We start from the raw sequence: 24,678 nt of genomic DNA, 5'->3' as shown, positions 1-24,678 counted from the left end.
GTTTAGAAGTGTACGGGAACAGTTGCCACAATAGTCGACCGTACAGTGCAGTGTCAGCAAAATCTGTACTGTTTTGTGCGGTAATCGGCAGGCAAAAAAAAACCGGCGCTGCATGGCAGGCCGGGTTGTAGGAGCTGTCGAGTGAAACGAGGCTGCGATCTTTCCAGCCCCACTCGAGTATCAAGAGCAAGATCAAAAGATCGCAGGCTCCGCCAGCTCCTACCGGGCGGCGCCGAGCTGGCCCTTTTCGTCGGAAAACACAATTTCCACCCGACGATTCTGCGCCCGACCCCGTTCCGACGCATTCGCGTCCACCGGATACTCGTCGCCATAACCTTCGACCTGGATGCGCTTGTCGTCGATACCCAGGTCCATCAGCACGTCAGCCACCGATTGTGCGCGGTCGCGGGACAGCTTGAGGTTTTCCTGCTTGCCCCCGGTACTGTCCGTATAACCTTCGATCCGCACCACACGCTTGGGGTTGAGTTGCAGGAACTGCACGATCTTCAACACCACACGGTTGGCCGACGGCTTCAATTCCGCTTCGCCGGTGTCGAACAGCATATCGCCCAAGGTCATCACCAGCCCGCGGTCGGTCTGGCTGGTGGTCAATGCAAGGATCTGCTCCTCGAGCCATTTGCCTTGCTGCTGCACGCTGAACAGTTTGGACTCACGCAGTGCCAGTTGCAGGCGCTGCCGTTCCAGTTCGAGTTTCGCCGCCTGCTCTTCGTTAAGCACCTGATTGGTGTGTTCCCGGGCAATGGCGCTGTAGCGCTGGCTCAGGTAGGCGTAATGCACCACGTCCGAACCGCTGCCCCAATAGCTGGACAGGCGATCGGCACGGGCCAGGGATTCACCGGCGCGAATCACGTCCTTGGGGGCGATTCGCAGTACATTGGAGTCTTCCTTGACCTTCTGAAAGTCGGCACCGGCCTGCTGCAACGCGGACTCGCTGTGCTGGCTGGCGCAGCCAAAGAGGCTCGCGCAGCCTGCCAGGATCAAACCGCCGAGGGCTTTGCTCTTGAGGCTCATTGGGCATCTCCCAGTTGCTTGCGCAGGCGGGCGATGCGGGTGTTGAGCACGTTCAACTGTTCCTCGCTCTTGGCCGTCAATACCTTGGCTTCAGCCAGGCGCGCATCGAGTTCGGCCTGTTCGGCCCGCATGCGTGCGTTTTTGAAGGATTGATCGGTCATGTTGCCCTTGGCGCGGTTGAACTTGTCTTCGGCCAGTTTCATTTCCGGCACATCGTCTGCCGTGGCGCCCACGGCCTTGGCCTGTTCGAGTGCCTGTTCGGTCAGGCGAATCTGTTCATTCGGCGCAGGATCGGTTGCACAACCCGCCAGGGCGGCAAAGGCCACGGCAGCGAAAAGAGGTCGAATACTCACTGAAAATCCTTACTGTTTTGGGGTACTGACGGGTTGTTGCTGGGGGATTGGCTGTGGTTGTGAGCGTTGTGCTTTCCATCGCTCGATATTGCGCATCAGCACGGCCTCCGTCAGTCCGGACGCGGGCAATTCTGTCATCTTTTTGGCCAACTGTCCGCGCAACCACGGATCGTTGCAGGCCGAGTCATGGGAAATCGCCAGGTACAGGCCAGGTTTGTCGACCGGTTGTGAGCGTGCGATCAGATCAGCGGCCATGCCCAGTGTCTGTGCAGTCGCCATGCCCGAGTAACGCCCTGCCAGTACAAACTCGACTTCACCCAACAGCAGTTTCTGAAAGGCCTGGGTCAGGTTGGACGTGCGCGTGAGGGTCAGTTGCTGCCCGGCAAAGGTGCTGAATTGCGCGGTCATTCGGGCCTTTTCCGACACGGCACCGGGATGGCCGTGCAGGTCCTGTGCTTCGTTGTAGACCAGGGTCGAGTCCTTGCGAGTCCAGACCAGATAGTCGTTTTCCAGCAAGGCTGGATGAATGTAATCCAGGGTTTCCAGCTCGCTGACGGTCAACGCCGCGTCCGCCAGCATGTCCATGCGCCCACTGCGCACTTCGTCCAGGGCCTGGGCGCGTTTGCCGGCATAAAGCAGTTCGACCTTGAGCCCCAACTCCCCCGCCACTTGCTGCAGCAAATCGGCGCTGGCACCGATCAGGTATTTGGGATTCTGCGGGTCTTGCCACAGGTACGGTGGCGCATCCGGGCTGCCGGTGACCACCAGGTGCTCGCATTTACCCGCGGCGACAGACAGTGCCGGCATAGCCGACAGTCCCAGCAGCAGCAACGACCAGCCGCACAGGCGACGCAGATCCATGGCATCACACTCCCATTCAAATCCGGAACAAAAAAAAGCCCGACCAAAAGGCCGGGCTCTTTATAAGTGAAGCAGCCGGATTAGACCAGCTTCTCCAGCTCAGGGATGGCTTCGAACAGGTCCGCCACCAGGCCGTAATCGGCCACCTGGAAGATCGGCGCTTCTTCGTCCTTGTTGATCGCAACGATCACTTTGGAGTCTTTCATGCCGGCCAGGTGCTGGATCGCGCCGGAGATACCGACGGCGATGTACAGCTGTGGAGCAACGATCTTGCCGGTCTGACCGACCTGCATATCGTTCGGTACAAAGCCTGCGTCGACCGCGGCGCGCGAAGCACCGACGGCAGCGCCCAGCTTGTCGGCCAGGGCGTACAGGTGTTTGAAGTTGTCGCCGTTCTGCATGCCGCGACCGCCGGAAACGACGATTTTGGCAGCGGTCAATTCCGGACGATCGGACTTGGCCAGTTCTTCGCCAACGAAGCTGGAGATGCCAGCGTCGTGGGCAGCAGCAACAGCTTCAACGGCAGCGGAGCCGCCTTCAGCTGCAACCGGGTCGAAACCGGTGGCACGCACGGTGATCACCTTGACCGCAGCGTTCGACTGAACGGTAGCGATGGCGTTACCGGCGTAGATCGGACGCTTGAAGGTGTCGGCGCTTTCTACCGAGATGATCTCGGAGATCTGGTCAACGTCCAGTGCAGCGGCAACGCGCGGCAGGATGTTTTTGCCGTTGGAAGTAGCGGCAGCCAGGATGTGGCTGTAGCCCTTACCCAACTCTGCAACCAGAGGAGCAACGTTTTCCGGCAGCTGGTGAGCGTAGGCAGCGTTATCGGCCACCAGCACTTTAGCCACGCCAGCGACTTTCGCAGCGGCTTCAGCCACGGCGCCAGCGCCCTGGCCGGCAACCAGAACGTGGATGTCGCCACCGATTTTGGCGGCAGCAGCAACGGTGTTCAGCGTGGCCGGGGCCAGCACTTTGTTGTCGTGTTCAGCAATAACCAAGATAGTCATTTAGATTACCTTCGCTTCGTTTTTCAGTTTCTCGACCAGTTCAGCCACCGACTTGACCTTGATACCCGCGCTGCGTGCAGCCGGCGCTTCGACTTTCACAGTCTTGTTGGTGGAGGCGGTGGAAACGCCCAAAGCATCCGGAGTCAGCACTTCGAGAGGCTTCTTCTTGGCTTTCATGATGTTTGGCAGAGACGCGTAGCGCGGCTCGTTCAAACGCAGGTCAGTGGTGACGATGGCCGGCAGTTTCAGGGAAACTGTCTGCGCGCCGCCGTCGATTTCGCGGGTGACAGCTACGCTGTCGCCGCTGATTTCGACTTTCGAAGCGAACGTACCCTGACCGTAGCCGCTCAATGCAGCAAGCATCTGGCCAGTCTGGTTGTTGTCGCTGTCGATGGCCTGTTTGCCAAGGATCACCAGCTGAGGCTGTTCCTTGTCGACAACAGCTTTCAACAGTTTGGCAACAGCCAGGGAAGTCAGGTCTTCGGCGGACTCGACGAGGATGGCGCGGTCGGCACCCAGAGCCAGCGCGGTGCGCAGTTGCTCTTGAGCGGTGGACGGGCCTACGGAGACGACGACGATTTCAGTCGCAACACCCTTCTCTTTCAGGCGTACGGCTTCTTCCACGGCGATTTCGCAGAACGGGTTCATCGACATCTTGACGTTGGCAAGATCGACGCCGGAATTGTCCGCCTTGACGCGAACCTTGACGTTGTAATCCACAACGCGTTTGACAGCTACAAGAACCTTCATGGATTCCTCGTTACTCTCCGGTGAAAAGAAAGTCGCCTAGGCGAACCTGGCGGTTGATGCTCATCGGGCGCAAGGGCACCTCCAAAAACGCCGGCAAAGCTGTCAAGTGACCATCGCTCATGATCTGGATGACCGTTCGTCAGTGGTGACTGACGAGTCATTCAACATCGCGGCGTGTAAACTGCACATCAAACCCGCGCAGCACATCACTCTCTACTGCCATCGCCCTGTCTTTAGAGGTGCTCTTGAAACCAACAGTCAGCCTACGGCGAGCGCAAAACCGCCCGTATCTTGACCGGAACGCCTATTCCGGTCAATACGCCAAAATGGCCGTTCATAAGGCGCGTGACTTTGATTTCTCTGGCTTTGAGCCAATTCAAACAAACGTTTGTATTGGACGCTGAGAGTGGTGTAGATATAATGCGCCACCAAAAGAGAAAGGTGGTCAATCGATTGTCCTCTTCCGGCGTTGCGCCGGGATTCATGGATGCGACACCCGACTTCCAAATTAGAAAAAAAACTGTTGAGCCTTGAGTAGGAGATAACCTGTGGAACGCGAATACATGGAATTCGACGTGGTCATCGTCGGTGCCGGCCCCGCTGGTCTTTCCGCCGCCTGCCGCTTGAAGCAGAAGGCCGCTGAAGCCGGTAAGGAAATCAGCGTCTGCGTGGTCGAAAAAGGCTCCGAAGTCGGTGCTCACATCCTGTCCGGCGCCGTGTTCGAACCACGGGCCCTGAACGAACTGTTCCCGAACTGGAAAGAACTCGGCGCGCCGCTGAACACGCCGGTAACCCGCGACGACATCTTCGTTCTCAAGAACGCTGAAAGCGCGCAGAAAATTCCAGACTTCTTTGTGCCCAAGACCATGCACAACGAAGGCAACTACATCATCTCCCTGGGCAACCTGTGCCGCTGGCTGGCCCAGCAGGCCGAGAACCTGGGCGTGGAAATCTACCCGGGCTTCGCCGCTCAGGAAGCGCTGATCGATGAGAACGGCGTGGTTCGCGGGATCATCACCGGTGACCTGGGCGTCGACCGCGAAGGCAACCCGAAGGAAGGCCTGTACACCCCCGGCATGGAACTGCGTGGCAAATACACGCTGTTCGCCGAAGGTTGCCGCGGCCACATCGGCAAGCAACTGATCAAGCGCTTCAACCTGGACACTGACGCTGATGCCCAGCACTACGGCATCGGCCTGAAAGAAATCTGGGAAGTCGATCCGGCCAAGCACCAGCCTGGCCTGGTGGTGCACACCGCCGGTTGGCCGATGGACATCATGGGCACCGAGAACACCGGTGGCTCGTTCCTCTACCACCTGGAAAACAACCAGGTCGTGGTTGGCCTGATCGTCGACCTGTCCTACAGCAACACCTACCTGTCGCCGTTCGACGAGTTCCAGCGCCTCAAGCATCACCCGGTGCTTGCCCAGTACCTGGAAGGCGGCAAGCGCATCAGCTACGGCGCACGTGCCATCAGCAAGGGCGGCCTGAACTCGCTGCCGAAAATGGTATTCAAGGGCGGCGCGCTGATCGGTTGCGACCTCGGCACCCTGAACTTCGCCAAGATCAAGGGCAGCCACACTGCGATGAAGTCCGGCATGCTCGCCGCTGAATCCGTGGCTGACGCGCTGTTCGCCGAGAAGGATGGCACCGAAGAGCTGACCACCTACGTCGACGCGTTCAAGAAGAGCTGGCTCTACGAAGAACTGTTCGCCAGCCGCAATTTCGGCCCGGCGATCCACAAGTTCGGCGCCATCGTCGGTGGCGGTTTCAACTGGCTGGACCAGAACATCTTCGGCGGCAAACTGCCGTTCACCTTGCACGACACCAAGCCGGATTACGCTTGCCTCAAGCTCGCGGCCGACTGCAAGAAGATCGACTACCCGAAACCGGACGGCAAGCTCAGCTTCGACAAATTGAGCTCGGTGTTCATCTCCGGTACCAACCACGAAGAAGAACAGCCGTGCCACCTGAAGCTGACCGACCCAAGCATCCCGATCAGCAAGAACCTGCCGCTATACGATGAACCGGCACAGCGTTACTGCCCGGCCGGCGTGTATGAAGTGATCACCAAGGAAGACGGCGAGAAGCGCTTCCAGATCAACGCCCAGAACTGCGTTCACTGCAAGACCTGCGACATCAAGGACCCTGCACAGAACATCACCTGGGTGACACCGGAAGGCGCTGGCGGCCCGACTTACCCGAACATGTAAGCCGAACCGCTGAACATCAAGGCTCCCGACATGGGGGCCTTTTTGTTGCCCGCGATTCAAGCCACACCACAAGACAAATGTGGGAGCGGGCTTGCTCGCGAATACGGTTGATCCTTCACCATTTATACTGACTGACACACCGTTTTCGCGAGCAGTCGGATCGCCGCACCGCCGCCCCCACAGGGGATTGGCGGTGAGTCAGGCTGCACGCTCGTCGCCAGGATTACGCTCGAAGTACCGTTTGTACTCGCGACTGAACTGCGAAGTGCTCTGATACCCCACCCGATGCGCCACCTGCGCCACGCCCAACCCCTCCCCCACCAACAACTGCTGCGCCCGCAGCAGACGTAATCGCTTCAGATACTGCACCGGCGACAACAAGGTGCTGCGCTTGAAATGCTCGTGAAAGGTCGATGCACTCATGTTCGCGCAACTGGCCAGGGTCTCGACGTTCAACGGTTCGGCAAAATGCGCATGCAGATGACTGAGGGAGGCCGCGATCCGGGCGAACTGCCCCTGCTGCTCCACCAGTGCTCGCAATACATCGGCTTGCGGACCGCGCAATGCGACGAACAGCAGCTCACGCAAACGCGCTTGCCCCATGATCTGGCATTCCAGCGGATCGTGCAGGCAACGCAACAATCGTTCGACACAACCACGCATCGCATCATCGAGCACTGCGCAGGTCATGGACTCAGGTGTTTGCGCCGGAATATGCCGCCCCGGCGCCAGGCCCATCGCCAATACCAACTCGCCCAGCATCACCCGGTCGATCGCGACCGACACCCCGAGCATCGGCCCGTCCGGCGCGGCAAAGGTTTCACACTCGAACGGCACCGGCAGCGCCTGAATCAGGTAGTGCCCTGCGCCATATTCCAGGGTGCGCGGCCCCAGGTACGCCAGTTTGCTGCCCTGGGCGATGATCACCAGGCTCGGCTCGTAGATCTGCGGCCCACGGGCCACATCGCAGCTGGCCCGCAGAACCTGCACGCCCGGCAAGGCAGTCGGGACGAAACCGTCGCGAGTGGACAGCGGCTCGATCAGCGAAACCAGGGTGGCATTGGCATCAAGGTGACGGGTTAACAGCATCGGGGCACTTCACAGAAAAAATCGCGGAAAAAGGGACGAAAGCATCATCGCAGATCCGCTGACCAATGCGACGGCTCACACCCGCATGCCGGAGGAATAGGCATGACACCCGGAGGAATCACCATGGCCGGTACAGGGTTCGGCGCCCAGAATGCGCCACCTCACCCGTCAGCGCTTTTGCGAGGTTCACCATGTACACCGCCATCGGATACGCCGCCCAGTCGGCCACCACTCCCCTTGCCCCCGTGAAATTCGAACGTCGCAGCCCAAGGCCTGACGACGTTGCCATCGAGATTCTCTACTGCGGCGTCTGCCATTCCGACATCCATCAGGCCCGCAACGAGTGGGGCATTGCCGTTTACCCGCTGATGCCCGGCCACGAAATCGTAGGCAAGGTAACCGCCGTCGGTGCGAAAGTCACCCAGCACAAAATCGGCGATCTGGTCGGTGTCGGCTGCATGGTCGACTCGTGCCGCAGCTGCGAAGCCTGCCAGGCCAACCTGGAGCAATACTGCCTCGAAGGCCCGACCCTGACCTACGCCACCCCGGATCGGGTCGACGGTAGCAACACCATGGGCGGCTATTCCGACAGCATCGTGGTCAGCGAGCACTTCGTGGTGCGCATTCCCAAGTCACTGGACCCGGCCAGCGCCGCGCCGATCCTGTGCGCCGGCATCACTACCTACTCGCCGCTCAAGCACTACGGCGTGAAGGCCGGTGACAAGGTCGGGATTCTCGGCATGGGTGGCCTGGGCCACATGGGTATCAAGTTCGCCAAGGCCCTGGGCGCGCAAGTGACGCTGTTCACCCGCTCGGCAAGCAAGGCCGAAGAGGCTCGCCGCCAGGGTGCGGACCATGTGATCGTGTCCACCGATGACGCGCAGATGCAGGCTGCCGCCGGTCACTTCGATTTCCTGCTCGACACCATTCCGGTGCAGCACGACCTCAACCCATACCTCGATACGCTGCGTTTCGACGGCGTGCATATCCTGGTGGGGTTGATCGAACCGGTGGAGCCACCGGTGCATGCCGCCAAACTGGTATTGGGACGTCGCGTGCTCGCCGGCTCGCTGATCGGCGGCATCGCCGAAACCCAGGAAGTGCTGGATTTCTGCGCCGAGCACAACATCACCTGCGACATCGAGATGCTCGACATCCGCCAGATCAACGAGGCTTACGCCCGCATGATCGCCGGTGACGTGAAATACCGCTTCGTCATCGACATGGCGACCCTCAAGGTTTAAACCTTAAGGCCAAGCTCCGCCGACAGCCGGGCCGTGACCCCTTTGATCAGGGGAATCAGCTCGGCCATTTTTTCCAGCGGCATATACGGTACGGTACTGGCGATGCTGATACCGGCGACAATGCGTTTGCTGGCATCGCGGATCGGCGCGGCTACGCAGCGGATCGACGGCTCGTTGTCTTCCAGGTCGAAGGCATAACCGCCGGCCACGTACTCGACCATGCGCTGCTCGAATTGCTCCCAGGATTGCTCCGGGTGCTGCGGCCAGAACTGGTTTTTCCCACCCACCGGCAGGCTGACTTCGTACAGGCGCTGCCACTCTTGCGGCGAATCATCGAGCATCAGCGCCTTGCCGATCCCGGTGCGCGCCAACGGCATGCGATGGCCGACCCGCGAACGCATTTCCGGACCATTGCGCCCCGGATTCTTGTGCAGGTACAGCACTTCGTCGCCCTCACGAATCGCCAGGTGAATGGTGTCGCCGGTCAACGCCGACAACTCATCCAGATACGGCCCGGCCAGGGTCACCAACGGCAACTCTTCACGGGCCTGAAAGCCCAATTCGATCAGTTTCGGCCCCAGCAGATAACCGACTTGCGGCACCACCCGCAGATAACGCTCGTCCACCAGGCAACTGGCCAGGCGATGGGTGGTGCTGCGCGTGGTGCCAATCAGCCGGGCGATTTCCTTGAGATCCCGGGCGCCGCTGGCCACGGCGTGAACCACACCCAAACCGCGAAGCAGGGTCTGGGTGCCGGTCGGCGCGGCGTCCTTGGCGATTTTTGGGGCGTCTTCCTGCATATCCAGCCTTTACCGTTGAGCGAGTGAACGGGCGGCATTATGGTCGCCCGAATGCCACGACTACAACTTGATACGCTCGACCTTGCCCACCAGCAAGATGTAGGACAGTGCGCCAATCAACGCCAGCACCGAAATGTAGGTGATTGCAGGGGCAAAAGAATCACCCGTCGCGAGGAAGCCGATCACGATAGGCGTGGCAATCGCCGACAGGTTGCCGATGAAGTTGAACACCCCGCCGGTCAGCCCGAGCAAGCGCGCCGGAGCCAAGGTCGACACCAGCGACCAGGTAATCGAGGCCAGGCCATTGCCAAAGAACGCCAGCGCGAGGAAGGCAATCACCAAGGGCGTCGACTCGACAAAGTTGGCGCCAATGATCGAGGTGGAAATCAGCAGGCCGCTGATGATCGGCAACTTGCGGGCGAAACCCACCGTGTAGCCGCGACGGATCAAAAAGTCCGAGAAGAACCCGGAACACAGCACACCGACAAAGGCCGCGAGAAACGGCAGCGACGCCAGCAGGCCGGATTTGATGAAGTCCATGCCGCGATACTTCACCAGGTAGGTCGGGAACCAGGTGAGGAAGAACCACAGGGTCGAGTTGAGGCAGAACTGCCCAAGGTAGATGCCCCACAGCTTGCGCTTGGTCAGGACGATCCCCAGGTCGGTCCAACTGAACCGGGCTTTGACCTTGGCCTGTTCGGCCTGGATATCCACCAGCCCGCCGCCCTCGCGGATCAGATCAATCTCTGCGTCATTGGCGCCTTTGAAATCCCGTGGTTCGCGATACACCGCGTACCAGATCACCGCCCACACAATGCCTACCGCTCCGGTGGCGACGAACACCATGTGCCAGCCGAATTCGTGCTGCAGCCAGGCCAGCACCGGCGTCAGGAAGGCCAGGCCGACGAACTGCCCGGAGGTGTAGAAACCGATGGCCGTGGCGCGCTCGCGCTCCGGGAACCAGGTGGTGACCACCCGGCTGTTGATCGGATAGGCCGGCGCTTCCAGGGCACCGACCGCCATGCGCAACACGAACAGCGCGATGAAGCTGGCGGCAAAGCCGAGCATCACCGTGGCCACCGACCACAGCAGCAAGGCGACGCTGTACAGAATCCGTGGCGGCACGCGGTCCACCAGCCAGCCGCCGGGGATTTGCATGGCGGCGTAGGTCCAGCCGAACGCGGAGAAGATCAGGCCGACGTGGATCGGGTCGATGCCCAGGTCACTGGTCAATGCCGGGGCGGCAATCGACAGGTTGCTGCGGTCCAGGTAATTGATCACCACAGTGATGAACAACAGCACCATGATGAAAAAACGCTTGCGGCTGGGCGTCACCAACGACGCCTGCCCGGTGAGGGTTTGCGGTTGCATGAGGGGTGCCTCTTCTTATGGTTATTGAGGTCAATTTTGAAGACTTGCACTCCCCCCTGTGGGAGCGAGCTTGCTCGCGATGACGGCGGCACATCCGGCATTGATGTGACTGACAGGACGCTATCGCGAGCAAGCTCGCTCCCACAGGGGTTCAGTGGTGTGTCAGGCACTCACCACTCGGCAAAACTGCCATCGGCATGGCGCCAGATCGGGTTGCGCCAGCGGTGGCCGATGGCGGCGCGTTCGATCACGTATTCCTCGTTGATCTCGATGCCCAGGCCCGGGCCGTTCGGGATCTTCACGAAGCCTTTGTCGTAGTCGAACACCCGTGGGTCTTTGACGTAGTCGAGCAGGTCGTTGCTCTCGTTGTAATGGATGCCCAGGCTCTGCTCCTGGATGAACGCGTTGTAGCAAGCCGCGTCCAGTTGCAGGCACGCCGCCAGGGCAATCGGGCCCAGCGGGCAATGCAGCGCCAGCGCCACGTCGTAGGCTTCGGCCATGTTGGCGATCTTGCGGGTTTCGGTGATGCCGCCAGCGTGGGAGGCATCCGGCTGGATGATGTCGACGTAGCCTTCGCTGAGCACACGCTTGAAATCCCAGCGCGAGAACAGGCGCTCACCCAGGGCAATCGGCGTACTGGTCAGCGGCGCCAGTTCTTTGAGCGCTTCGTAGTTTTCGCTGAGCACCGGCTCTTCGATGAACATCAGCTTGTACGGATCAAGCTCCTTCATCAGCACCTTGGCCATGGGCTTGTGCACCCGGCCATGGAAGTCCACGCCAATGCCGACGTTCGGGCCGACGGCATCGCGCACGGCAGCGACGTTGGCCAGGGCCTGGTCGACCTTGTCGAAGGTGTCGAGGAATTGCAATTCTTCGGTGCCGTTCATTTTCACCGCGGTAAAACCACGCTCGACCGCTTCTTTCGCCGCCCGCGCGGTATCCGCCGGACGGTCGCCACCGATCCACGAATACACACGGATCTTGTCCCGCACCTGGCCACCCAACAGGTCGCTGACCGACACGCCCAGCGCCTTGCCCTTGATGTCCCACAAGGCCTGGTCGATACCGGCCAGGGCGCTCATGTGGATCGCGCCGCCACGGTAGAAGCCGCCGCGATAGAGCACGGTCCAGATGTCTTCGATGTTGCGCGGGTCCTTGCCGATCAGGTAGTCGGACAATTCTTCAACGGCAGCGGCAACGGTGTGGGCGCGGCCTTCGACCACGGGCTCGCCCCAACCGGTGACGCCCTCGTCGGTTTCGACCTTGAGGAAGCACCAGCGCGGCGGAACGATGAAGGTGGTCAGTTTGGTGATTTTCATCTTTTGGCTCTCTTATTAGATGCAGCGCGCTCGGCGCTCAAAGAAGTCTTAGCGAAGGGCTTTCCAGGCAGCGACGTAGGCCTCGGCATTGGCCGCTACTTGCGCTGGCGTCATGCCCGGTTTGAACAGGCCGGAGCCGAGGCCGAAACCTTTGACGCCGGCGTCGATGAACGACTGCATGTTGTCCGGCGTGATCCCGCCGACTGGCGCCAGAAGGGTTCCGGCCGGCAACACCGCGAGCCAGGCTTTGACGACTGCCGGGCCCATCTGCTCGGCCGGAAACAGTTTCAGCACATCGGCGCCTTCAGCCAGTGCCGCGAAGGCTTCAGTCGGTGTGGCGACTCCCGGCGACAGGTACAGCCCTGCCGCTTTCGCCGCGCGTAAAACCTTCGGATCGCTATGGGGCATGACGATCACCTGGCCGCCCGCGGCTTTCACTTGTTCGACCTGCTCCGGGGTCAACACCGTACCGGCACCGATCAGGCAATCGGCGGGCAAGGTACTGCGCAGGATGCGGATACTTTCGTAGGGCTCAGGGGAATTGAGCGGCACTTCGATGACGCGAAATCCGGCGGCGTACAGCACTTCGCCGATGTCCGCCGCTTCCTGCGGACGCAGGCCACGCAGGATCGCGATCAGGCCGTTTTGCGCCAGGGCTTGTTTGAGCATGTCAGGACTCCAGTCAGGTTTAACGGGATGCGGTGCACGTGACCAGGCCGGCAGCCAGCGCCAGTTGCCACAACCCGCGTTCGGTGGCCTGTTCGGCCAGGATCACCCGGGCAAAACCGCAGGCGTCGAGCGCACGGCTGTAGCGGGCACAGAGTTGGGTGTTGCCGATGAGGATGATCGAAGGCAGATGCACGCTGTTGCGCCGGCGCCGTTGCACGTTGGCCAGCGCCACCAGCTCGTGGCCGATCAGCAGGCCGGACAGATAGTCCGCCTGGGCGGTGGCGCTCAACTCGCCGGTCAGCCCGAGACTGCGGGCGCTGAACAGGGTCGACAGCGGACCGATGTCACCGTCCGCCGACAACGCGACCCGCACGCCGCGATCAAACGCATCGCCATCGAAAGACCCGCCACTTTGCTGGGTGCGTCCGAGAATGCTGTGTTGACTGAGCACAGCGAAGACTTCGCCGGTCATGAAAGTGTCGAAGTGCATGATGCAGCCGTCGGCCACTTCCACCCATTTCGAGTGGCTGCCCGGCAGCCCGATCAGCAGATCAGCGCCCGCCTCGCTCGTCAGGTTTTGCAGCACGCCGAGCACCTGGGTTTCTTCGCCGCGCATCACATTCGGTAAAGGCGAACGCTCGATGACGCCGGGCACGATGTGCACATCGACGCCGCGCAGGCTGCGCACGGTTTGCAAGGCAGTACCGAGCGTGGCGACATTCGCCGGCGTGTCGCGGTAGGCCGTTTCGCGCCAACCCTGGGCGCTGCCGACCATGCCGCAGGCAATCACCGGCAAATCCGGCTGGGCATCGAGCCAGTCGCCGCAAGCCTCATCGAAGGCCAGTTCGAAACCATCGGCGCATTCCCGGCCGCCAATGATTCGCGGCGCTTTCGGCAGCTGCATGATCCCCGACGACAGCGAACGCTGTTCGAGCACTTGGCCGCCTTCAGCCAGTTTGTAAGCACGTAATGAGGTTGTCCCCCAGTCGAGCGCGATCAATTGCGCCTGCATCGCTTCACCTGTTTTGGTTTTTGGCAGTGAGTGAGCGGGACTATAAACCTGAGACGGGACAAATCTCAATATATAAATATCAATCCCATATTGTGAGACGCGACAAAAAAAAGATCGCAGCCTTCGACAGCTCCTACACGGGATCGTCCGCCGCGGTTTGGCGGTGTACATCGATCCGTAGGAGCTGCCGAAGGCTGCGATCTTTTAAGAAGTTTCAGTTACCCGAAGCAAAATCCCGCAACACCGCCCCATCCATCCGATAGCGCACCCACTCCTCCTGCGGCTGCGCCCCCAGGGATTTGTAGAAATCGATGGCCGGTGTATTCCACTCCAGCACGCTCCACTCGAAACGGCCACAGTCGTTGGCGCAGGCGATTTTCGCCAGTTGCCGCAGCAGGGTCTTGCCCGCACCGCCGCCGCGCTGTTCCGGGGTGATGTAGAGGTCTTCGAGGTACAGGCAGTTGCTGCCAAGCCAGGTGGAATAGCTGAAGAAGAACACCGCGAAACCGATGGGGGCACCGTCGCGCAGGCAAATCAGGCCATGGGCGGTGGCACCTTCGCTGAACAGGCTGCGCTCGATATCGGCAACGCTGGCGATGACTTCATGGCGGGCACGTTCGTAGTCGGCCAGTTCAGTGATGAACGCGAGGATTTGCGGTGCGTCACTGGGGGTCGCCGGGCGGATTTCGATCGTCATGGACGTGCCTTGTCAAAAGTGGAAAACGCCATACTAAGTCGGCGCGTGACGTGTGGCGAGAGAGCTTGCTCACTGGCCACAAATGCGCTCATTACTCCGGCCAACACTAACCCTGGAATCGATAACCTCGGACCTAACATTTGGGCACTGCGTGGTTAGATAGCCGCGCTGCTCATTCAGCCGGTCAAGGAACCGCGTCATGTCTACCGCAATACCCCCAGTTTCAAGCAAGCTGTTCGGCCTGTTCTGCCTCGCCAGTTACCTGTTGTCGTTGTCCTACGGTTCGACATTTTTGCTGTCGTTGTTGATTGGTTCGCGCGGCGGTAACGAACACGACGCCGGCAGTGTGATTTCGGCGGCGATGCTCAGCACCTTTGCGGCGGTGATTGTTTCCGGTCATTTGTCCGACTTGCTCGGCGCCGCCCGATCGGTGGCGTTGTTCGGTGTGTTGCTGGTAGCAGCCAGCCTGGGCTTCGCCCTGACCCCGGGCTTCGGTCACCTGCTGTTGTTTTTCGGGCTGCTGCTGGGCCTGGGCTGGGGCGTGTTCTACACCCTGGGGCCGATCATCGTCGCGAGTCTTGTGACTCCCGCGCAGCGCGCCAAATACTTCGCCCTGTTGTCGGGCAGCATGATGACCGGAATCGGCAGCGGCCCTTTGCTCGGCCGCGCGGCGAGTGCGCTCGGTTATCCGGTGACGGCGGCGTTTTACCTGGCGGCGCTGGCCAGCCTGATCGGCGTTTTGCTGTTCTGGCGCCTGGATCGACAACTGAAACAGACGCCCGCGCAATCTGGCAGCGTGTCGCGGATTTCCTGGCGTGCAGCGACTCAGGTGCTGTCGTCCAGGGCCGTTTTCCCGATCATCATGGTTGGCCTCGGCGGTTGTGTGTTCGGTGGTCTGTCGAGCTTTCAAACCAGTTACGCGGCGGCGCACTCACTCGACTATTCGCTGTTCTTCCTCGGCTTCATGAGCGCGGCGATCAGCGGCCGCATGCTGGTTGCCGGGTTCGTGGTCAAGCGCGATCCGTTCCGTGCGTCATGCGTACTTTCGGGGTTGATGCTGGCATCGATCGTGATGTTCGGTTTTGTCGTCGACAGCAGCTTCAGCTATGTGCTCGCGGCGGTGATGCTCGGGATCGGTTATGGCCTGACCTACTCGGTGATCAACGGCCTGGCCGCCAATGAAGCGCCGAACGGCAGCACCGCGCAATCCCTGCTGCTGTTCAGCCTGTCGTACTTCATCGGCGTGTTCGGTTTTCCATTGCTGGCCGGGAAAATCATCGTTGAACAAGGCATGCCCACGCTGTTGCTCACGGTGTTGGCGGTTGCCTCGCTCAACTGGCTGATCACGGTGGGCCGATTGATCTGGCGCAGGGCCACAGCAGTCAGGGCACTGGAACAGGCTTGAGCCGTTCGTCGCTGACAATGCACCCATCCGGATCGAGGGCGGACTAATCAGGTAAGGACTCTACTCGTTGGAGACACCGCCATGACCCTGTCCAGGTTGACCGCCCTCGTTCTCACTGCGCTTTTGTCCGCAGCCTCCTTCGCCGGGACCATCGGCTCGAGCACCGGCCCGACCAATCCGGTGGAAAAACCCAGGGCTCCCGCCATCCAGAGTGCCCCCGGCATGAACACCGATGGCACGACGATCGACCATAACCTGCCGCCCGCCACCGGCACCGACCCGCGGATTCAAGGCAATGACGCGGGACGTAAGGGCGGGCCGAACCTGCCGGACAAAAAAACACCCGGCAGTGGTGGCCTCGGTTCAAGCACCACCGAGGACGAGGAAAGCAACATGAGCCAGTAATGAAGCCAGGAGAAATCCCATGCCTCGTGGAAGCAAAACCAAATACACCGCTGAGCAAAAACGCAAGGCGCAACACATCGAAGACAGTTACGAAAACAAAGGCGTCTCAAAAGACGAAGCAGAAGCCCGCGCCTGGGCGACAGTCAACAAGCAGTCCGGCGGCGGCGAGCGGGCCGGCGGTTCGGGACGCAAGAAGCCGGCCAGTGCAAAATCGGCCGATCGCAAGGAGTCGGCGCGTCGGGCGGTGGCCACTCGTGAGGGACACTCGCGTGGCAGCAGGGCCTCCAGAGAGACCCAGACGGTCGATAGCTTGAGGAAGGAAGCCCGGGCCAAGGGTATTCCGGGAAGATCGGGGATGCGCAAGCAGGAGTTGATCGAGGCGTTGCGCAAGGCGGGTTAAGGCCAACTGTTTTGTACATGGTCCAATGTGGGAGCGGGCTTGCTCGCGAAGACGTCAGCACATCCAACATCGATGTGACCGACAGATCGCTTTCGCGAGCAAGTCGAATCGTCGCACCGCCGCTCCCACAGGAGATCATCTGTACCTTCAGACTTCGGTGGTCAGCGCTGTTTCAGTCGATCAATGACCACCGCCAACAACAAAATCGAACCCCGGATCACATACTGATAAAACGTATCGATGTTCTTCAGGTTCATCGCATTTTCGATGATCGCCAGAATCAACACCCCGGCGATCACGTGCCGGATCATGCCGATCCCGCCACTCAACGACACCCCGCCCAGCACGCAGGCCGAGATCACCGTCAGCTCGAAACCCTGGCCGATCATTGGCTGGCCGGAGGTCATGCGCGACGCCAGGATCACCCCGGCCAACGCGCCGATCACACCGTGCACGGCGAAGATGATGATCTTGGTCCGGTCGACATTCACACCGGCCAGCAGCGCCGCTTCCTGATTGCCGCCAATAGCCATGGTATTGCGCCCGTAGGTGGTGTAGTTCAGCAGCCAGCCGAAGAACAGAAAGCAGACGATAGTGATCAGGATCGGTACCGGCACGCCAAACATCTGGCCGTTACCGAACACGAAAAACGATTCCTGGGACACCCCCACCGCTTTGCCGTTGGCAAAGATGTAGGCCAGGCCACGCACGATCTGCATGGTCGCCAGCGTGGTGATCAGCGCGTTGACCCGCAGCTTGGCGATCACTATCCCGTTGATCAGCCCGACGATCAGGCCCATCACCAGCGCCGCACAGACACCGAGAAACACACTGTTGGTATCGCGCATCACCACCGCCGCAACCACCCCGGCGCAGGCAATCACCGAACCCACCGACAAGTCGAAATGCCCGGACGCCAGACAATACAACATGGTGCACGCAGCAATCCCGGTGGTGGAAATCGCCAGGCCCAGGCCACGCATGTTCAGCGGTGAAAGGAAGTTGTCGATCAGCAAGGTGCAGGCGACAAAAATGCCGACCGCAGCCAGCAGCATCACCCAGTCATCGAGGAAGCGTCGCAGGTCCAGCGGTTTGCGTGTAGTCGGCAGGGTGTTGTTTTGGGTTGTCATCATAGTCACCTCTCAGTTCGCCACGCCGTCGGCGCGTTGGCGCGGCAAAGCCAGTTGCAGCAGGTTGGATTCGTTGGCCTGTTCGCGGCTCAGCTCGCCACGCAGGGCGCCTTCGCACAGCACCAGGATGCGGTCGGAAATGCCCATGACTTCCATCAAGTCGCTGGACACCACAATCACCGCGATCCCCTCGGCGGCCAGGTTATGGATGATCTGGTAGATCTCGGCCTTGGCACCGATGTCGATGCCGCGAGTGGGTTCGTCGAGCAGCAGCACCTTCATCGGCATCGACAGCCAGCGGCCGAGAATGGCCTTCTGCTGATTGCCACCGGACAGGTACATGATTTTCTGCGCCGCGTTGGGCGTCTTCACTTTCAGCGCCCTGATCTGCTGCTCGGCGTTGTCCTTCTCCCACAGGCCGCGCAACAGGCAACCGAAGGTGGAGTGAGCGCCGCGCGCACTGATGTTGATGTTCTCGGCGACGCTGGCCAGCGGCAGGATGCCTTCCTTCTTGCGGTCCTCGGGACACAACAGGATCCCGGCGGCAATCGCGTCCCGGGGTGAACGCAGCTTCAGTTCATGGCCTCGAAGTTTCAGCTGTCCGGCGCTGTTGCGCGCCAGGCCGCTGAGCAGGCGCAACAGCTCGGTGCGTCCAGCACCGACCAGCCCGAACAGCCCGAGGATTTCACCTTTGTGCACCTCAAAACTCACCGGTTCGCGCAACCCCGGCCCGAGCAGGCCATCGACCTTGAGAGCCACCGCGCCGCGCTGGCGTGGGCGGTAATCGTAGATGTCCTGGATGTCGCGCCCGACCATGCAGGTGACCAGTTGATCGTGGGTCAGCTGGTTCATGTCGTCGAAGGTGCGCACGTAACGCCCGTCCTTGAACACCGTCACCGCGTTGCAGATGCGGAACACTTCTTCCATGCGGTGGGATACGTAGAGCACCACTTTGCCCTCGTCCCGCAGCCGGCCGATGATCGCCATCAAGCGGTCGATCTCCCGTGCCGAAAGGCTGCTGGTGGGTTCGTCGAAGGCAATCACGTGGGCGCCACGGGACAACGCCTTGGCGATTTCCACCAGTTGCCGCTGGCCGAGAGACAGGCGTCCGACTTTCTCTTGGGGGTCGATTTCATCGGCCAGGCCTTTGAGACAGGCCAGTGCCTGCTGGCGCAGGGTACTGCGATTGATCAGGCCGAAACTGGCGGGCAGATGCCCGAGAAACAGGTTCTCGGCCACGGTCATTTCCGGCACCAGATGCAGCTCCTGGTGGATCACCGCGACGCCACTGCCGATGCTGTCGGCGGTGGACTTGAAGTCCATCGTCCGCTCGCCGATCTGCAAGGCACCGCTGCAAGGCGTGTAGGCCCCGCCAAGGATTTTCAGCAGTGTCGACTTGCCGGCGCCGTTCTCGCCCATCAAGGCATGAACCTGCCCCGGATGGGCGACGAAGCTGATGTTGTCCAGCGCCTTCACCCCGGGAAAGGTCTTGCCGATCCCGTTGAAGCGCAAGCTGCCGGTAAGGCTGTGTTCCTGTTGGATTGTTTGCGCGTGCATAACCACCTCTTCACACCGATCAGGCAGCCCCGCCGCCGGGGCCACCGCTGAAATCAAACGGCTGTCAGTTCCACAGGCCGATCTTTTCCAGTTCCTGCTTGAAGTTGTCGCGGGTGATCAGCGTCACGTCATCCATGGCGGTGTACTTCGCCGGTTCTTTGCCAGTGGTGACCCATTCGTACATCATGCTGGCGGTGTTGTAGCCCTCGATGTGCGGGCTCGGCAGCATCGAACCGTAGAAGCCGCTGTCGGGTTTCTTCAGCTCGCCGATGGCATCGGTACCGTTGATGCCGATGCCGATCACGTTGGCCGCGGCAAAACCGGCGCTCTCGGTGGCGCGCACACCGCCCAGGACGGTGTTGTCATTCATGCCGCCGATGATCAGGTTCTTCGCCGCCCCCGGCAGTTTCACCAGGGCCGAGTTGGTGGCGTCCATGCTGCCCGGCACGTCGAGGGTCTTGAGGGCCGCGAACAGGATGTGGTCTTTCGGCATACCGGCATCTTCCAGCGCTTTGACCGAACCGTCGGTGCGCTTCTTGCCGGTGTCGAGTTCGTTGTAGGTGTTGATCACCGCATAGGTGTCTTTCCAGTCCCAGCCGCGCTTCTTCGCTTCGGTCGCCATGGCATGGCCTTGTTTCTGGCCGACTTCGAAAGCGGCCATGCCGAGGTACGGCACGTCTTCCATGAACTTGCCGCCGGCATCGACGAAACGGTCATCGACGGCGATCACTTTCAACCCGTTGAGCCTGGCCTTGGCCATGATCGCAGGTCCCAGGGACACGTCCGGCGGGCAGATCACGAACCCCTTGGCGCCGTTGGCCGCGAGGCTGTCGATGGCCGAAAGGGTTTTCTCGCCGTCCGGCACGGCGATCTTGATCAGGGTGAAGCCCTTCTCTTTCCCGGCCTTTTCGGCAAAGGCCCACTCGGTCTGGAACCAGGGTTCTTCCGCCTGCTTGACCAGGAAACCGATCTTCACTTCTTCGGCTGCCAGCAGCGTGCTGCTCAGGCTGAACGCCGAGACCGCCAACGCGGCACAGCAGAGGGAACGGATAGCATGACGACGATTCATAAGCTGACTCCTTGTTATTTTTCTTGAGCGTTCTTTGAAAGCGTTCTTTGTTAACCAGCGGGCAGTAAAAACATACCGCCAATAGTCATATCGTATGATGATTGGATTTCAGACGTACCAAGGCGCCTGAAAGCCCGATCACTCAGTCGTGGTACATCACCGAGCGACCACCATCGACGGTGATGCACGAGGCATTGATGAACGGTGCTTCATCACTGGCCAGGAACACGGCGGTCATTGCCACTTCGATCGGCTGCCCGATGCGGCGCGGCGGGTGCAAGTCGAACGCGCGCTGGCGTTCGGCGTGGGGGTCGGCAAAACCGTTCCAGTAATCGACGTTCAACTGGGTTTCGATGTAGCCCGGCGCGATCGCGTTGACGCGCACACCCTTGGGCGCATATTCGATGCCCAGCGCACGGGTCAGGCCGAGCAGGCCATGCTTGGCCACCGGGTACGGGAAGCACCCCGGAATGATGTGGGTGGAATGGGTGGATGCGATATTGATGATGCTGCCGATGCCCTGCTCGATCATCTGCGGCAGCACTGCCTTGCAACCGTACCAGGCGCCATCGAGGTCGATGGCGAAGCAACGACGCCAGTCTTCTTCGGTCATTTCCAGCGGATCGCGAAACACGTTGACCCCGGCGCAGTTGACCAGCACGTCGATCCGGCCGTGCAGGTCGATCGCCAGCCGGGCCATGGCGTGCAGATCCTGCTGACGCGACACGTCAGCTTTTATTGCCACCACATCGGCGCCCTGGTCCCGCCAGTGCGCCGCGACCTTCTCGACTTTCTCGGCCTGAATGTCGCTGATGATCAGCCTGGCCTGCTGGGACGCGAAGGTCGCCACAATCGCTTCGCCAATCCCCTGGGCGGCACCGGTCAGCAATACGACCTTGCCTTTCAGGCGTTCGCCCTTGGGCGGTTCGGGCACTGGTGGCAATGACAGTGGTTCAGCCATGGATCAAGACTCCTGTTCGAAGACACGACGAAAACCGGGCATCTGTCGATGTCCGGTCAAAAGGCGCTGGGTAGGAAACAGGTGAGTGCGAAAACGTTTCAGCTCGGAAACGCTCTGAGGCACTGGCTCCGCAAGGGAACACGGGGAAACTTCGCTGCATCACTTCACCTGTTTTGTTTTTTTAAGTGTGAGTGCATGTAACTGGTGGGGCCGACTATAAACCCGGCACGCAGAAAATCTCAATATATATATTTACATCCCATATTTTGGGATTTACCCAGCGAAGCGAGTACAGTGCTTCCCGGGCACATCTACCGGGATCGACAACACCGCCCCGTCCAACGGATGGCCCAGCGGACTCGCCGCGCTGGTGATGTACAGGGTTTTCAGGTCTGCACCGCCAAACACACAGCTGGTGGGGCGACTGACCGGCAGCTCGATGATTCGATCGACCTTGCCGTCCGGGCTCAACCTGAGCAGGCAGCTGCCGTCCCAACGGGCATTCCAGATAAAACCTTCGGCATCTATCGCCGAACCGTCCGGGCCGCCACGCCCGTGCGGACCAAACCAGACCTGCGGCGCATCGAGGGCACCGTCGGTACGGATGAAATGTCGATACAAGGTGCCGTCGAGGCTGTCGCCGAAATACACGCTGGTGGCGTCATCGCTCCACAGCAGCGTGTTGGGAATGCCCAGATTGCGCAGCAACGGCGCAACCCGCCCGTCGCGATCGATGCGGAACAACCCACCGGAACGACGGACGATGGGCAGGTCTTCGCCGTTTACGCCGATGTTGTTTTGCATGGTGCCGAGCCAGAGCAGGCCCTGGGCGTCGCAGCGGGCTTCGTTGGGGCGATTGCCCGGTTGCGGATCGGCCACGCAAAACAATGTCAGGCGCGGCGCCAGGCCGGGTGAATCGAGATCGAGGCGATACACGCCGCTGCTCAATGTCACCAAGGCGTCGCCGCTCTCACAGGGAATGAACGCCGACACGTGCTCCGGCATCTGCCATATCTGCACGTTGGCACCGATCAATCGCAGCGCCTGTCTGCCGGCGATATCCACCCAGTACAGGGCTTGGGTGGGGGCATCCCAGAACGGGCCTTCGCCCAGTTGTGCCCGATGTTCGGTCACCGCGGTCCACGCCATGAAACCTCCTGCATTGTTCTTGTTTTTATGTGGGGATTTTCGTTGTCAGCTGGCCTTTTTATCCGCCATGACTTGCGGGTAGTAACGCTTGATCGCCAAGTCCGCGTTGTCGATCAGGGTCATGCAGGCCCAGACACCCCGGGCGGTATCCCGGGCCGCGATAGCCTCGGCCAGGTCCCGGTGAATCGGCAGGGTGCGACGCAGTTCATCCGGGTCGGCGGCGGACACTTCAAAGGCCACCGCCAGCAACGCACCGAGGGCAGGAACCATTTGTTCGATGAATTGGTTGTGGCTGGCGGCGAGGATGCACTCGTGGAAGAACTGGTCGGCACGGTTGTAATCGATGCCGCTGTCCACCGCCCGTTCCAGCGCATTGCAGGCCAACAGGATCGCGTTCACCTGTTCGCCGGTTGCGCGCTCGCAGGCCCAGCGCACGGCCATCGGTTCGATGGTGCGGCGCAGGTCGAGCAGATCGTCGACGAAGTTTTCCGGCAAGCCGCTGCGCGACAGCCAGCCGACGACTTGTGGATCGAAGAGGTTCCAGCGCCGCACCGGCAAAACCCGCGTGCCGACTTTCGGCCCGACCTCGAGCATGCCTTTGGCAACCAGGGTCTTGATGGCTTCACGGATGACCGTGCGGCTTACACCAAGTTGTTCGCCAAGGTCGGCTTCGACCTTGAGTGACTCACCCGGCTTGACCTGCCCCGTGGCGAGCCAGCAACCCAACCAGTCAACCGTCGATGCATGAAAGCTGCTGGACATGGACACCTCAAAGCCGTACGTGATGGAAGCTCACGCTAATCATCATACGATTGGATGTCAAATAAAAAAGATCGCAGCCTGCGGCAGCTCCTACAGGAGTCCACATTCCCCTGTAGGAGCTGCCGCAGGCTGCGATCTTTTCAAGGCTCAAGCCCGATGGGGAAGAACTCGCCGCCACTCCATACACCGAGCCAGCGCTGGCCGTCGATATCGCGACTCACCGCCAGCTCCACCAATTGATAGAACACGTTGCGATGGATCAAGGCTTCAAGATTGCTGCGCACATGCACGTAAGGGGCCGGCTCTTGCGTTACCGGGTCGATGACCACACGCATCGGATGATCGGCGCCGGCCTCGGTGGTTTCATCGACGTTGGTGGTAAAGCGCAACAGCTGCGCCTCGCCCTCGCCTTCCACGTCCACTGCAATCGCCACGAACGGCGCATCGTCGACCTTGATGCCGACCTTTTCCACCGGAGTGATCAGGAAATAATCATCGCCGTCGCGGCGAATGATGGTGGAGAACAGTTTGACCATCGGCTTGCGCCCGATCGGCGTGCCCAGGTAATACCAGGTGCCGTCCCGGGCGATGCGCATGTCGATGTCGCCGCAGAAATCGGGATTCCACAGGTGCACCGGCGGCAAGCCTTTGGTCTTGGGGATTTGCCCCAGCAGGTCGTTGGCTTTTTGCGGGCCACTCATGGCGCTCTCCTCGGGATTACTGGTCACTGAGCCCCAGCAGGCTGCGCGCGTATTGCTCCAGCGGCGGGCCCATCAGGTCTTCGGGTTTTTTATCGTGGAACGTCAGTAAACCGCCACGACTCTTGATGGTTGCAGTATCAATCAAATACTGGGTGCTGGTCTCGATCAACATGATCTGAATCATACCGCTGTCGATACCGAGACGATCGAGGGCTTCCTGGTCCAGCCACTCGTCCGAGTTGCCGATACGGTCGTCAGACTTGGCAAACCGGGTGTAAAGCAGATAGTGCGCACCGGCGGCACGGGCCTCGCCCATGGCCTGGTCGAGGCCTTCCGGCGTGCGGGCACGGCGGACCATCGGGAAGTATTCGACGAAGCCATCGAACGCGACTTCGGCAATCACGTTGGGCCGCGGATAAACGGCGCCGCCTGGCGGCATGAAAGCGCCCTGGGCGATGTAGACGAACGAGTCCGGCTGAATGCGCAGGTTGTTTACACGACGGCTGTCACTGTGGTCGAGCAACCCCGCATCGCTCATGTGGTAACGAGTCCCTTCGGCCATATCGCTGACGTTCATGCAGCCACCAAGTGCCAAAACGGCCAGCAGCAAAACCAGGCTACGCATCCTATCCTCCAGAGGCCGGTGTCGGAAAACCGGCGAATGGCCGTAGGATGCAGCTTTTGCGCCAGCTCATTCACATCAGCATCTGACAGACCGA

25 protein-coding genes are annotated in these 24,678 nt (G+C 60.7%); 5 read left to right on the top strand and 20 right to left on the bottom strand.

Features of this window, described 5'->3' with window-relative positions:
• Nucleotides 1-219 precede the first annotated feature (219 nt).
• From ACM6IT_RS05000 to ACM6IT_RS04980, 5 genes are all read right to left on the bottom strand, one after another.
• Nucleotides 220-1,032: an OmpA family protein gene (locus ACM6IT_RS05000; protein ID WP_057713742.1), complete on the bottom strand. Its 813-nt coding sequence runs from the start codon at nucleotides 1,030-1,032 to the stop codon at nucleotides 220-222.
• Nucleotides 1,029-1,385, bottom strand: a complete 357-nt coding sequence (locus ACM6IT_RS04995) for a DUF4398 domain-containing protein (RefSeq protein ID WP_056727192.1) — start codon at nucleotides 1,383-1,385, stop codon at nucleotides 1,029-1,031. Before ACM6IT_RS04995 ends, ACM6IT_RS05000 begins: the two co-directional genes overlap by 4 nt.
• Nucleotides 1,386-1,394: 9 nt before the next feature.
• Nucleotides 1,395-2,246, bottom strand: coding sequence for a substrate-binding periplasmic protein (locus ACM6IT_RS04990; protein ID WP_414914928.1), 852 nt, complete (start codon nucleotides 2,244-2,246; stop codon nucleotides 1,395-1,397).
• A gap of 80 nt (nucleotides 2,247-2,326) precedes the next feature.
• Entirely contained in the window at nucleotides 2,327-3,256 is a 930-nt protein-coding gene (locus ACM6IT_RS04985) for an electron transfer flavoprotein subunit alpha/FixB family protein (RefSeq protein ID WP_056727194.1), read from the bottom strand.
• Nucleotides 3,257-4,006 carry an electron transfer flavoprotein subunit beta/FixA family protein gene (locus tag ACM6IT_RS04980; protein WP_007987229.1) on the bottom strand — a complete coding sequence of 250 codons (750 nt, stop codon included), beginning with the start codon at nucleotides 4,004-4,006 and terminating at the stop codon, nucleotides 3,257-3,259.
• 548 nt (nucleotides 4,007-4,554) lie between these two features.
• On the opposite strand from ACM6IT_RS04980, the gene ACM6IT_RS04975 reads away from it, so the two are divergent.
• Nucleotides 4,555-6,219 carry an electron transfer flavoprotein-ubiquinone oxidoreductase gene (locus tag ACM6IT_RS04975; protein WP_056727195.1) on the top strand — a complete coding sequence of 555 codons (1,665 nt, stop codon included), beginning with the start codon at nucleotides 4,555-4,557 and terminating at the stop codon, nucleotides 6,217-6,219.
• A 198-nt stretch (nucleotides 6,220-6,417) separates the two neighbouring features.
• Here ACM6IT_RS04975 and ACM6IT_RS04970 read toward each other — a convergent pair whose 3' ends face one another.
• On the bottom strand, nucleotides 6,418-7,308 hold the full coding sequence (locus tag ACM6IT_RS04970; protein WP_056727196.1) for an AraC family transcriptional regulator: 891 nt from the start codon (nucleotides 7,306-7,308) through the stop codon (nucleotides 6,418-6,420).
• A gap of 191 nt (nucleotides 7,309-7,499) precedes the next feature.
• Here ACM6IT_RS04970 and ACM6IT_RS04965 point away from each other — a divergent pair, with 191 nt between their 5' ends.
• Entirely contained in the window at nucleotides 7,500-8,552 is a 1,053-nt protein-coding gene (locus ACM6IT_RS04965; RefSeq protein WP_414917632.1) for an NAD(P)-dependent alcohol dehydrogenase, read from the top strand.
• Here ACM6IT_RS04965 and ACM6IT_RS04960 read toward each other — a convergent pair.
• The 6 genes from ACM6IT_RS04960 to ACM6IT_RS04935 all read right to left on the bottom strand — a co-directional run bounded on the left by ACM6IT_RS04960 (nucleotide 8,549) and on the right by ACM6IT_RS04935 (nucleotide 14,420).
• A complete protein-coding gene (locus tag ACM6IT_RS04960) occupies nucleotides 8,549-9,352 on the bottom strand; it encodes an IclR family transcriptional regulator (RefSeq protein ID WP_056727198.1) in 804 nt (267 codons plus the stop codon). The two genes, ACM6IT_RS04965 and ACM6IT_RS04960, sit on opposite strands and share 4 nt — an antisense overlap.
• A gap of 60 nt (nucleotides 9,353-9,412) precedes the next feature.
• On the bottom strand, nucleotides 9,413-10,723 hold the full coding sequence (locus tag ACM6IT_RS04955) for an MFS transporter (protein ID WP_056727199.1): 1,311 nt from the start codon (nucleotides 10,721-10,723) through the stop codon (nucleotides 9,413-9,415).
• Between the two features lie 170 nt (nucleotides 10,724-10,893).
• A complete protein-coding gene (gene dgoD / locus ACM6IT_RS04950) occupies nucleotides 10,894-12,042 on the bottom strand; it encodes a galactonate dehydratase (RefSeq protein ID WP_008047041.1) in 1,149 nt (382 codons plus the stop codon).
• A gap of 48 nt (nucleotides 12,043-12,090) precedes the next feature.
• Nucleotides 12,091-12,711: a 2-dehydro-3-deoxy-6-phosphogalactonate aldolase gene (locus ACM6IT_RS04945; protein ID WP_056727200.1), complete on the bottom strand. Its 621-nt coding sequence runs from the start codon at nucleotides 12,709-12,711 to the stop codon at nucleotides 12,091-12,093.
• Between the two features lie 19 nt (nucleotides 12,712-12,730).
• Nucleotides 12,731-13,723: a 2-dehydro-3-deoxygalactonokinase gene (locus ACM6IT_RS04940; protein WP_414917631.1), complete on the bottom strand. Its 993-nt coding sequence runs from the start codon at nucleotides 13,721-13,723 to the stop codon at nucleotides 12,731-12,733.
• A 214-nt stretch (nucleotides 13,724-13,937) separates the two neighbouring features.
• Nucleotides 13,938-14,420, bottom strand: a complete 483-nt coding sequence (locus tag ACM6IT_RS04935; RefSeq protein WP_056727202.1) for a GNAT family N-acetyltransferase — start codon at nucleotides 14,418-14,420, stop codon at nucleotides 13,938-13,940.
• A 199-nt stretch (nucleotides 14,421-14,619) separates the two neighbouring features.
• Between ACM6IT_RS04935 and ACM6IT_RS04930 the strand changes: the two genes are divergently transcribed.
• From ACM6IT_RS04930 to ACM6IT_RS04920, 3 genes are all read left to right on the top strand, one after another.
• Entirely contained in the window at nucleotides 14,620-15,825 is a 1,206-nt protein-coding gene (locus tag ACM6IT_RS04930; RefSeq protein ID WP_056727203.1) for an MFS transporter, read from the top strand.
• An 81-nt stretch (nucleotides 15,826-15,906) separates the two neighbouring features.
• A complete protein-coding gene (locus ACM6IT_RS04925) occupies nucleotides 15,907-16,230 on the top strand; it encodes a hypothetical protein (RefSeq protein WP_414917630.1) in 324 nt (107 codons plus the stop codon).
• A 19-nt stretch (nucleotides 16,231-16,249) separates the two neighbouring features.
• The gene (locus ACM6IT_RS04920) at nucleotides 16,250-16,630 is read left to right on the top strand and encodes a Rho termination factor N-terminal domain-containing protein (RefSeq protein WP_056727205.1); all 381 of its coding nucleotides are present in this window, start codon (nucleotides 16,250-16,252) and stop codon (nucleotides 16,628-16,630) included.
• A 161-nt stretch (nucleotides 16,631-16,791) separates the two neighbouring features.
• Here the strand turns inward: ACM6IT_RS04920 and araH are convergent, their stop codons facing one another.
• From araH to ACM6IT_RS04880, 8 genes are all read right to left on the bottom strand, one after another.
• Entirely contained in the window at nucleotides 16,792-17,760 is a 969-nt protein-coding gene (gene araH, locus ACM6IT_RS04915; protein ID WP_056727447.1) for an L-arabinose ABC transporter permease AraH, read from the bottom strand.
• A gap of 12 nt (nucleotides 17,761-17,772) precedes the next feature.
• Complete coding sequence (araG, locus tag ACM6IT_RS04910; protein WP_056727206.1) at nucleotides 17,773-19,317, bottom strand: L-arabinose ABC transporter ATP-binding protein AraG; 1,545 nt, start codon at nucleotides 19,315-19,317, stop codon at nucleotides 17,773-17,775.
• A gap of 64 nt (nucleotides 19,318-19,381) precedes the next feature.
• Nucleotides 19,382-20,386 (bottom strand): substrate-binding domain-containing protein, encoded by a 1,005-nt coding sequence (locus tag ACM6IT_RS04905; protein WP_056727207.1) that lies wholly within the window; start codon nucleotides 20,384-20,386, stop codon nucleotides 19,382-19,384.
• Between the two features lie 142 nt (nucleotides 20,387-20,528).
• On the bottom strand, nucleotides 20,529-21,347 hold the full coding sequence (locus ACM6IT_RS04900) for an SDR family oxidoreductase (protein WP_056727208.1): 819 nt from the start codon (nucleotides 21,345-21,347) through the stop codon (nucleotides 20,529-20,531).
• A 273-nt stretch (nucleotides 21,348-21,620) separates the two neighbouring features.
• Nucleotides 21,621-22,496 (bottom strand): SMP-30/gluconolactonase/LRE family protein, encoded by an 876-nt coding sequence (locus tag ACM6IT_RS04895; protein WP_414917629.1) that lies wholly within the window; start codon nucleotides 22,494-22,496, stop codon nucleotides 21,621-21,623.
• A 45-nt stretch (nucleotides 22,497-22,541) separates the two neighbouring features.
• A complete protein-coding gene (locus tag ACM6IT_RS04890) occupies nucleotides 22,542-23,258 on the bottom strand; it encodes a FadR/GntR family transcriptional regulator (RefSeq protein ID WP_056727210.1) in 717 nt (238 codons plus the stop codon).
• Between the two features lie 140 nt (nucleotides 23,259-23,398).
• Nucleotides 23,399-23,959, bottom strand: coding sequence for a DUF1285 domain-containing protein (locus ACM6IT_RS04885; RefSeq protein WP_414914919.1), 561 nt, complete (start codon nucleotides 23,957-23,959; stop codon nucleotides 23,399-23,401).
• Between the two features lie 16 nt (nucleotides 23,960-23,975).
• On the bottom strand, nucleotides 23,976-24,584 hold the full coding sequence (locus ACM6IT_RS04880; RefSeq protein ID WP_414917628.1) for a DUF4823 domain-containing protein: 609 nt from the start codon (nucleotides 24,582-24,584) through the stop codon (nucleotides 23,976-23,978).
• Nucleotides 24,585-24,678 lie beyond the last annotated feature (94 nt).

It is taken from the genome of Pseudomonas sp. IT-P4 (assembly GCF_949767755.1).
Lineage (GTDB): Bacteria > Pseudomonadota > Gammaproteobacteria > Pseudomonadales > Pseudomonadaceae > Aquipseudomonas > Aquipseudomonas monachiensis.
The sequence above is the reverse complement of the archived record's forward strand: the minus strand, read 5'-3'. Positions and strand labels throughout refer to the sequence as shown.

Bases quoted from the DNA above. Each gene is read 5' to 3' on its own strand.
- araG (WP_056727206.1), bottom strand. From the start codon at position 19,317: ATGCACGCGCAAACAATCCAACAGGAACACAGCCTTACCGGCAGCTTG.
- ACM6IT_RS04960 (WP_056727198.1), bottom strand. From the start codon at position 9,352: ATGCAGGAAGACGCCCCAAAAATCGCCAAGGACGCCGCGCCGACCGGC.
- ACM6IT_RS04945 (WP_056727200.1), bottom strand. From the start codon at position 12,711: ATGCTCAAACAAGCCCTGGCGCAAAACGGCCTGATCGCGATCCTGCGT.
- ACM6IT_RS05000 (WP_057713742.1), bottom strand. From the start codon at position 1,032: ATGAGCCTCAAGAGCAAAGCCCTCGGCGGTTTGATCCTGGCAGGCTGC.
- araH (WP_056727447.1), bottom strand. From the start codon at position 17,760: ATGACAACCCAAAACAACACCCTGCCGACTACACGCAAACCGCTGGAC.
- ACM6IT_RS04885 (WP_414914919.1), bottom strand. From the start codon at position 23,959: ATGAGTGGCCCGCAAAAAGCCAACGACCTGCTGGGGCAAATCCCCAAG.
- ACM6IT_RS04930 (WP_056727203.1), top strand. From the start codon at position 14,620: ATGTCTACCGCAATACCCCCAGTTTCAAGCAAGCTGTTCGGCCTGTTC.
- ACM6IT_RS04990 (WP_414914928.1), bottom strand. From the start codon at position 2,246: ATGGATCTGCGTCGCCTGTGCGGCTGGTCGTTGCTGCTGCTGGGACTG.
- ACM6IT_RS04890 (WP_056727210.1), bottom strand. From the start codon at position 23,258: ATGTCCAGCAGCTTTCATGCATCGACGGTTGACTGGTTGGGTTGCTGG.
- ACM6IT_RS04900 (WP_056727208.1), bottom strand. From the start codon at position 21,347: ATGGCTGAACCACTGTCATTGCCACCAGTGCCCGAACCGCCCAAGGGC.
- ACM6IT_RS04980 (WP_007987229.1), bottom strand. From the start codon at position 4,006: ATGAAGGTTCTTGTAGCTGTCAAACGCGTTGTGGATTACAACGTCAAG.
- ACM6IT_RS04925 (WP_414917630.1), top strand. From the start codon at position 15,907: ATGACCCTGTCCAGGTTGACCGCCCTCGTTCTCACTGCGCTTTTGTCC.
- ACM6IT_RS04880 (WP_414917628.1), bottom strand. From the start codon at position 24,584: ATGCGTAGCCTGGTTTTGCTGCTGGCCGTTTTGGCACTTGGTGGCTGC.
- ACM6IT_RS04965 (WP_414917632.1), top strand. From the start codon at position 7,500: ATGTACACCGCCATCGGATACGCCGCCCAGTCGGCCACCACTCCCCTT.
- ACM6IT_RS04955 (WP_056727199.1), bottom strand. From the start codon at position 10,723: ATGCAACCGCAAACCCTCACCGGGCAGGCGTCGTTGGTGACGCCCAGC.
- ACM6IT_RS04935 (WP_056727202.1), bottom strand. From the start codon at position 14,420: ATGACGATCGAAATCCGCCCGGCGACCCCCAGTGACGCACCGCAAATC.
- ACM6IT_RS04970 (WP_056727196.1), bottom strand. From the start codon at position 7,308: ATGCTGTTAACCCGTCACCTTGATGCCAATGCCACCCTGGTTTCGCTG.
- ACM6IT_RS04905 (WP_056727207.1), bottom strand. From the start codon at position 20,386: ATGAATCGTCGTCATGCTATCCGTTCCCTCTGCTGTGCCGCGTTGGCG.
- ACM6IT_RS04920 (WP_056727205.1), top strand. From the start codon at position 16,250: ATGCCTCGTGGAAGCAAAACCAAATACACCGCTGAGCAAAAACGCAAG.
- ACM6IT_RS04940 (WP_414917631.1), bottom strand. From the start codon at position 13,723: ATGCAGGCGCAATTGATCGCGCTCGACTGGGGGACAACCTCATTACGT.
- ACM6IT_RS04895 (WP_414917629.1), bottom strand. From the start codon at position 22,496: ATGGCGTGGACCGCGGTGACCGAACATCGGGCACAACTGGGCGAAGGC.
- dgoD (WP_008047041.1), bottom strand. From the start codon at position 12,042: ATGAAAATCACCAAACTGACCACCTTCATCGTTCCGCCGCGCTGGTGC.
- ACM6IT_RS04985 (WP_056727194.1), bottom strand. From the start codon at position 3,256: ATGACTATCTTGGTTATTGCTGAACACGACAACAAAGTGCTGGCCCCG.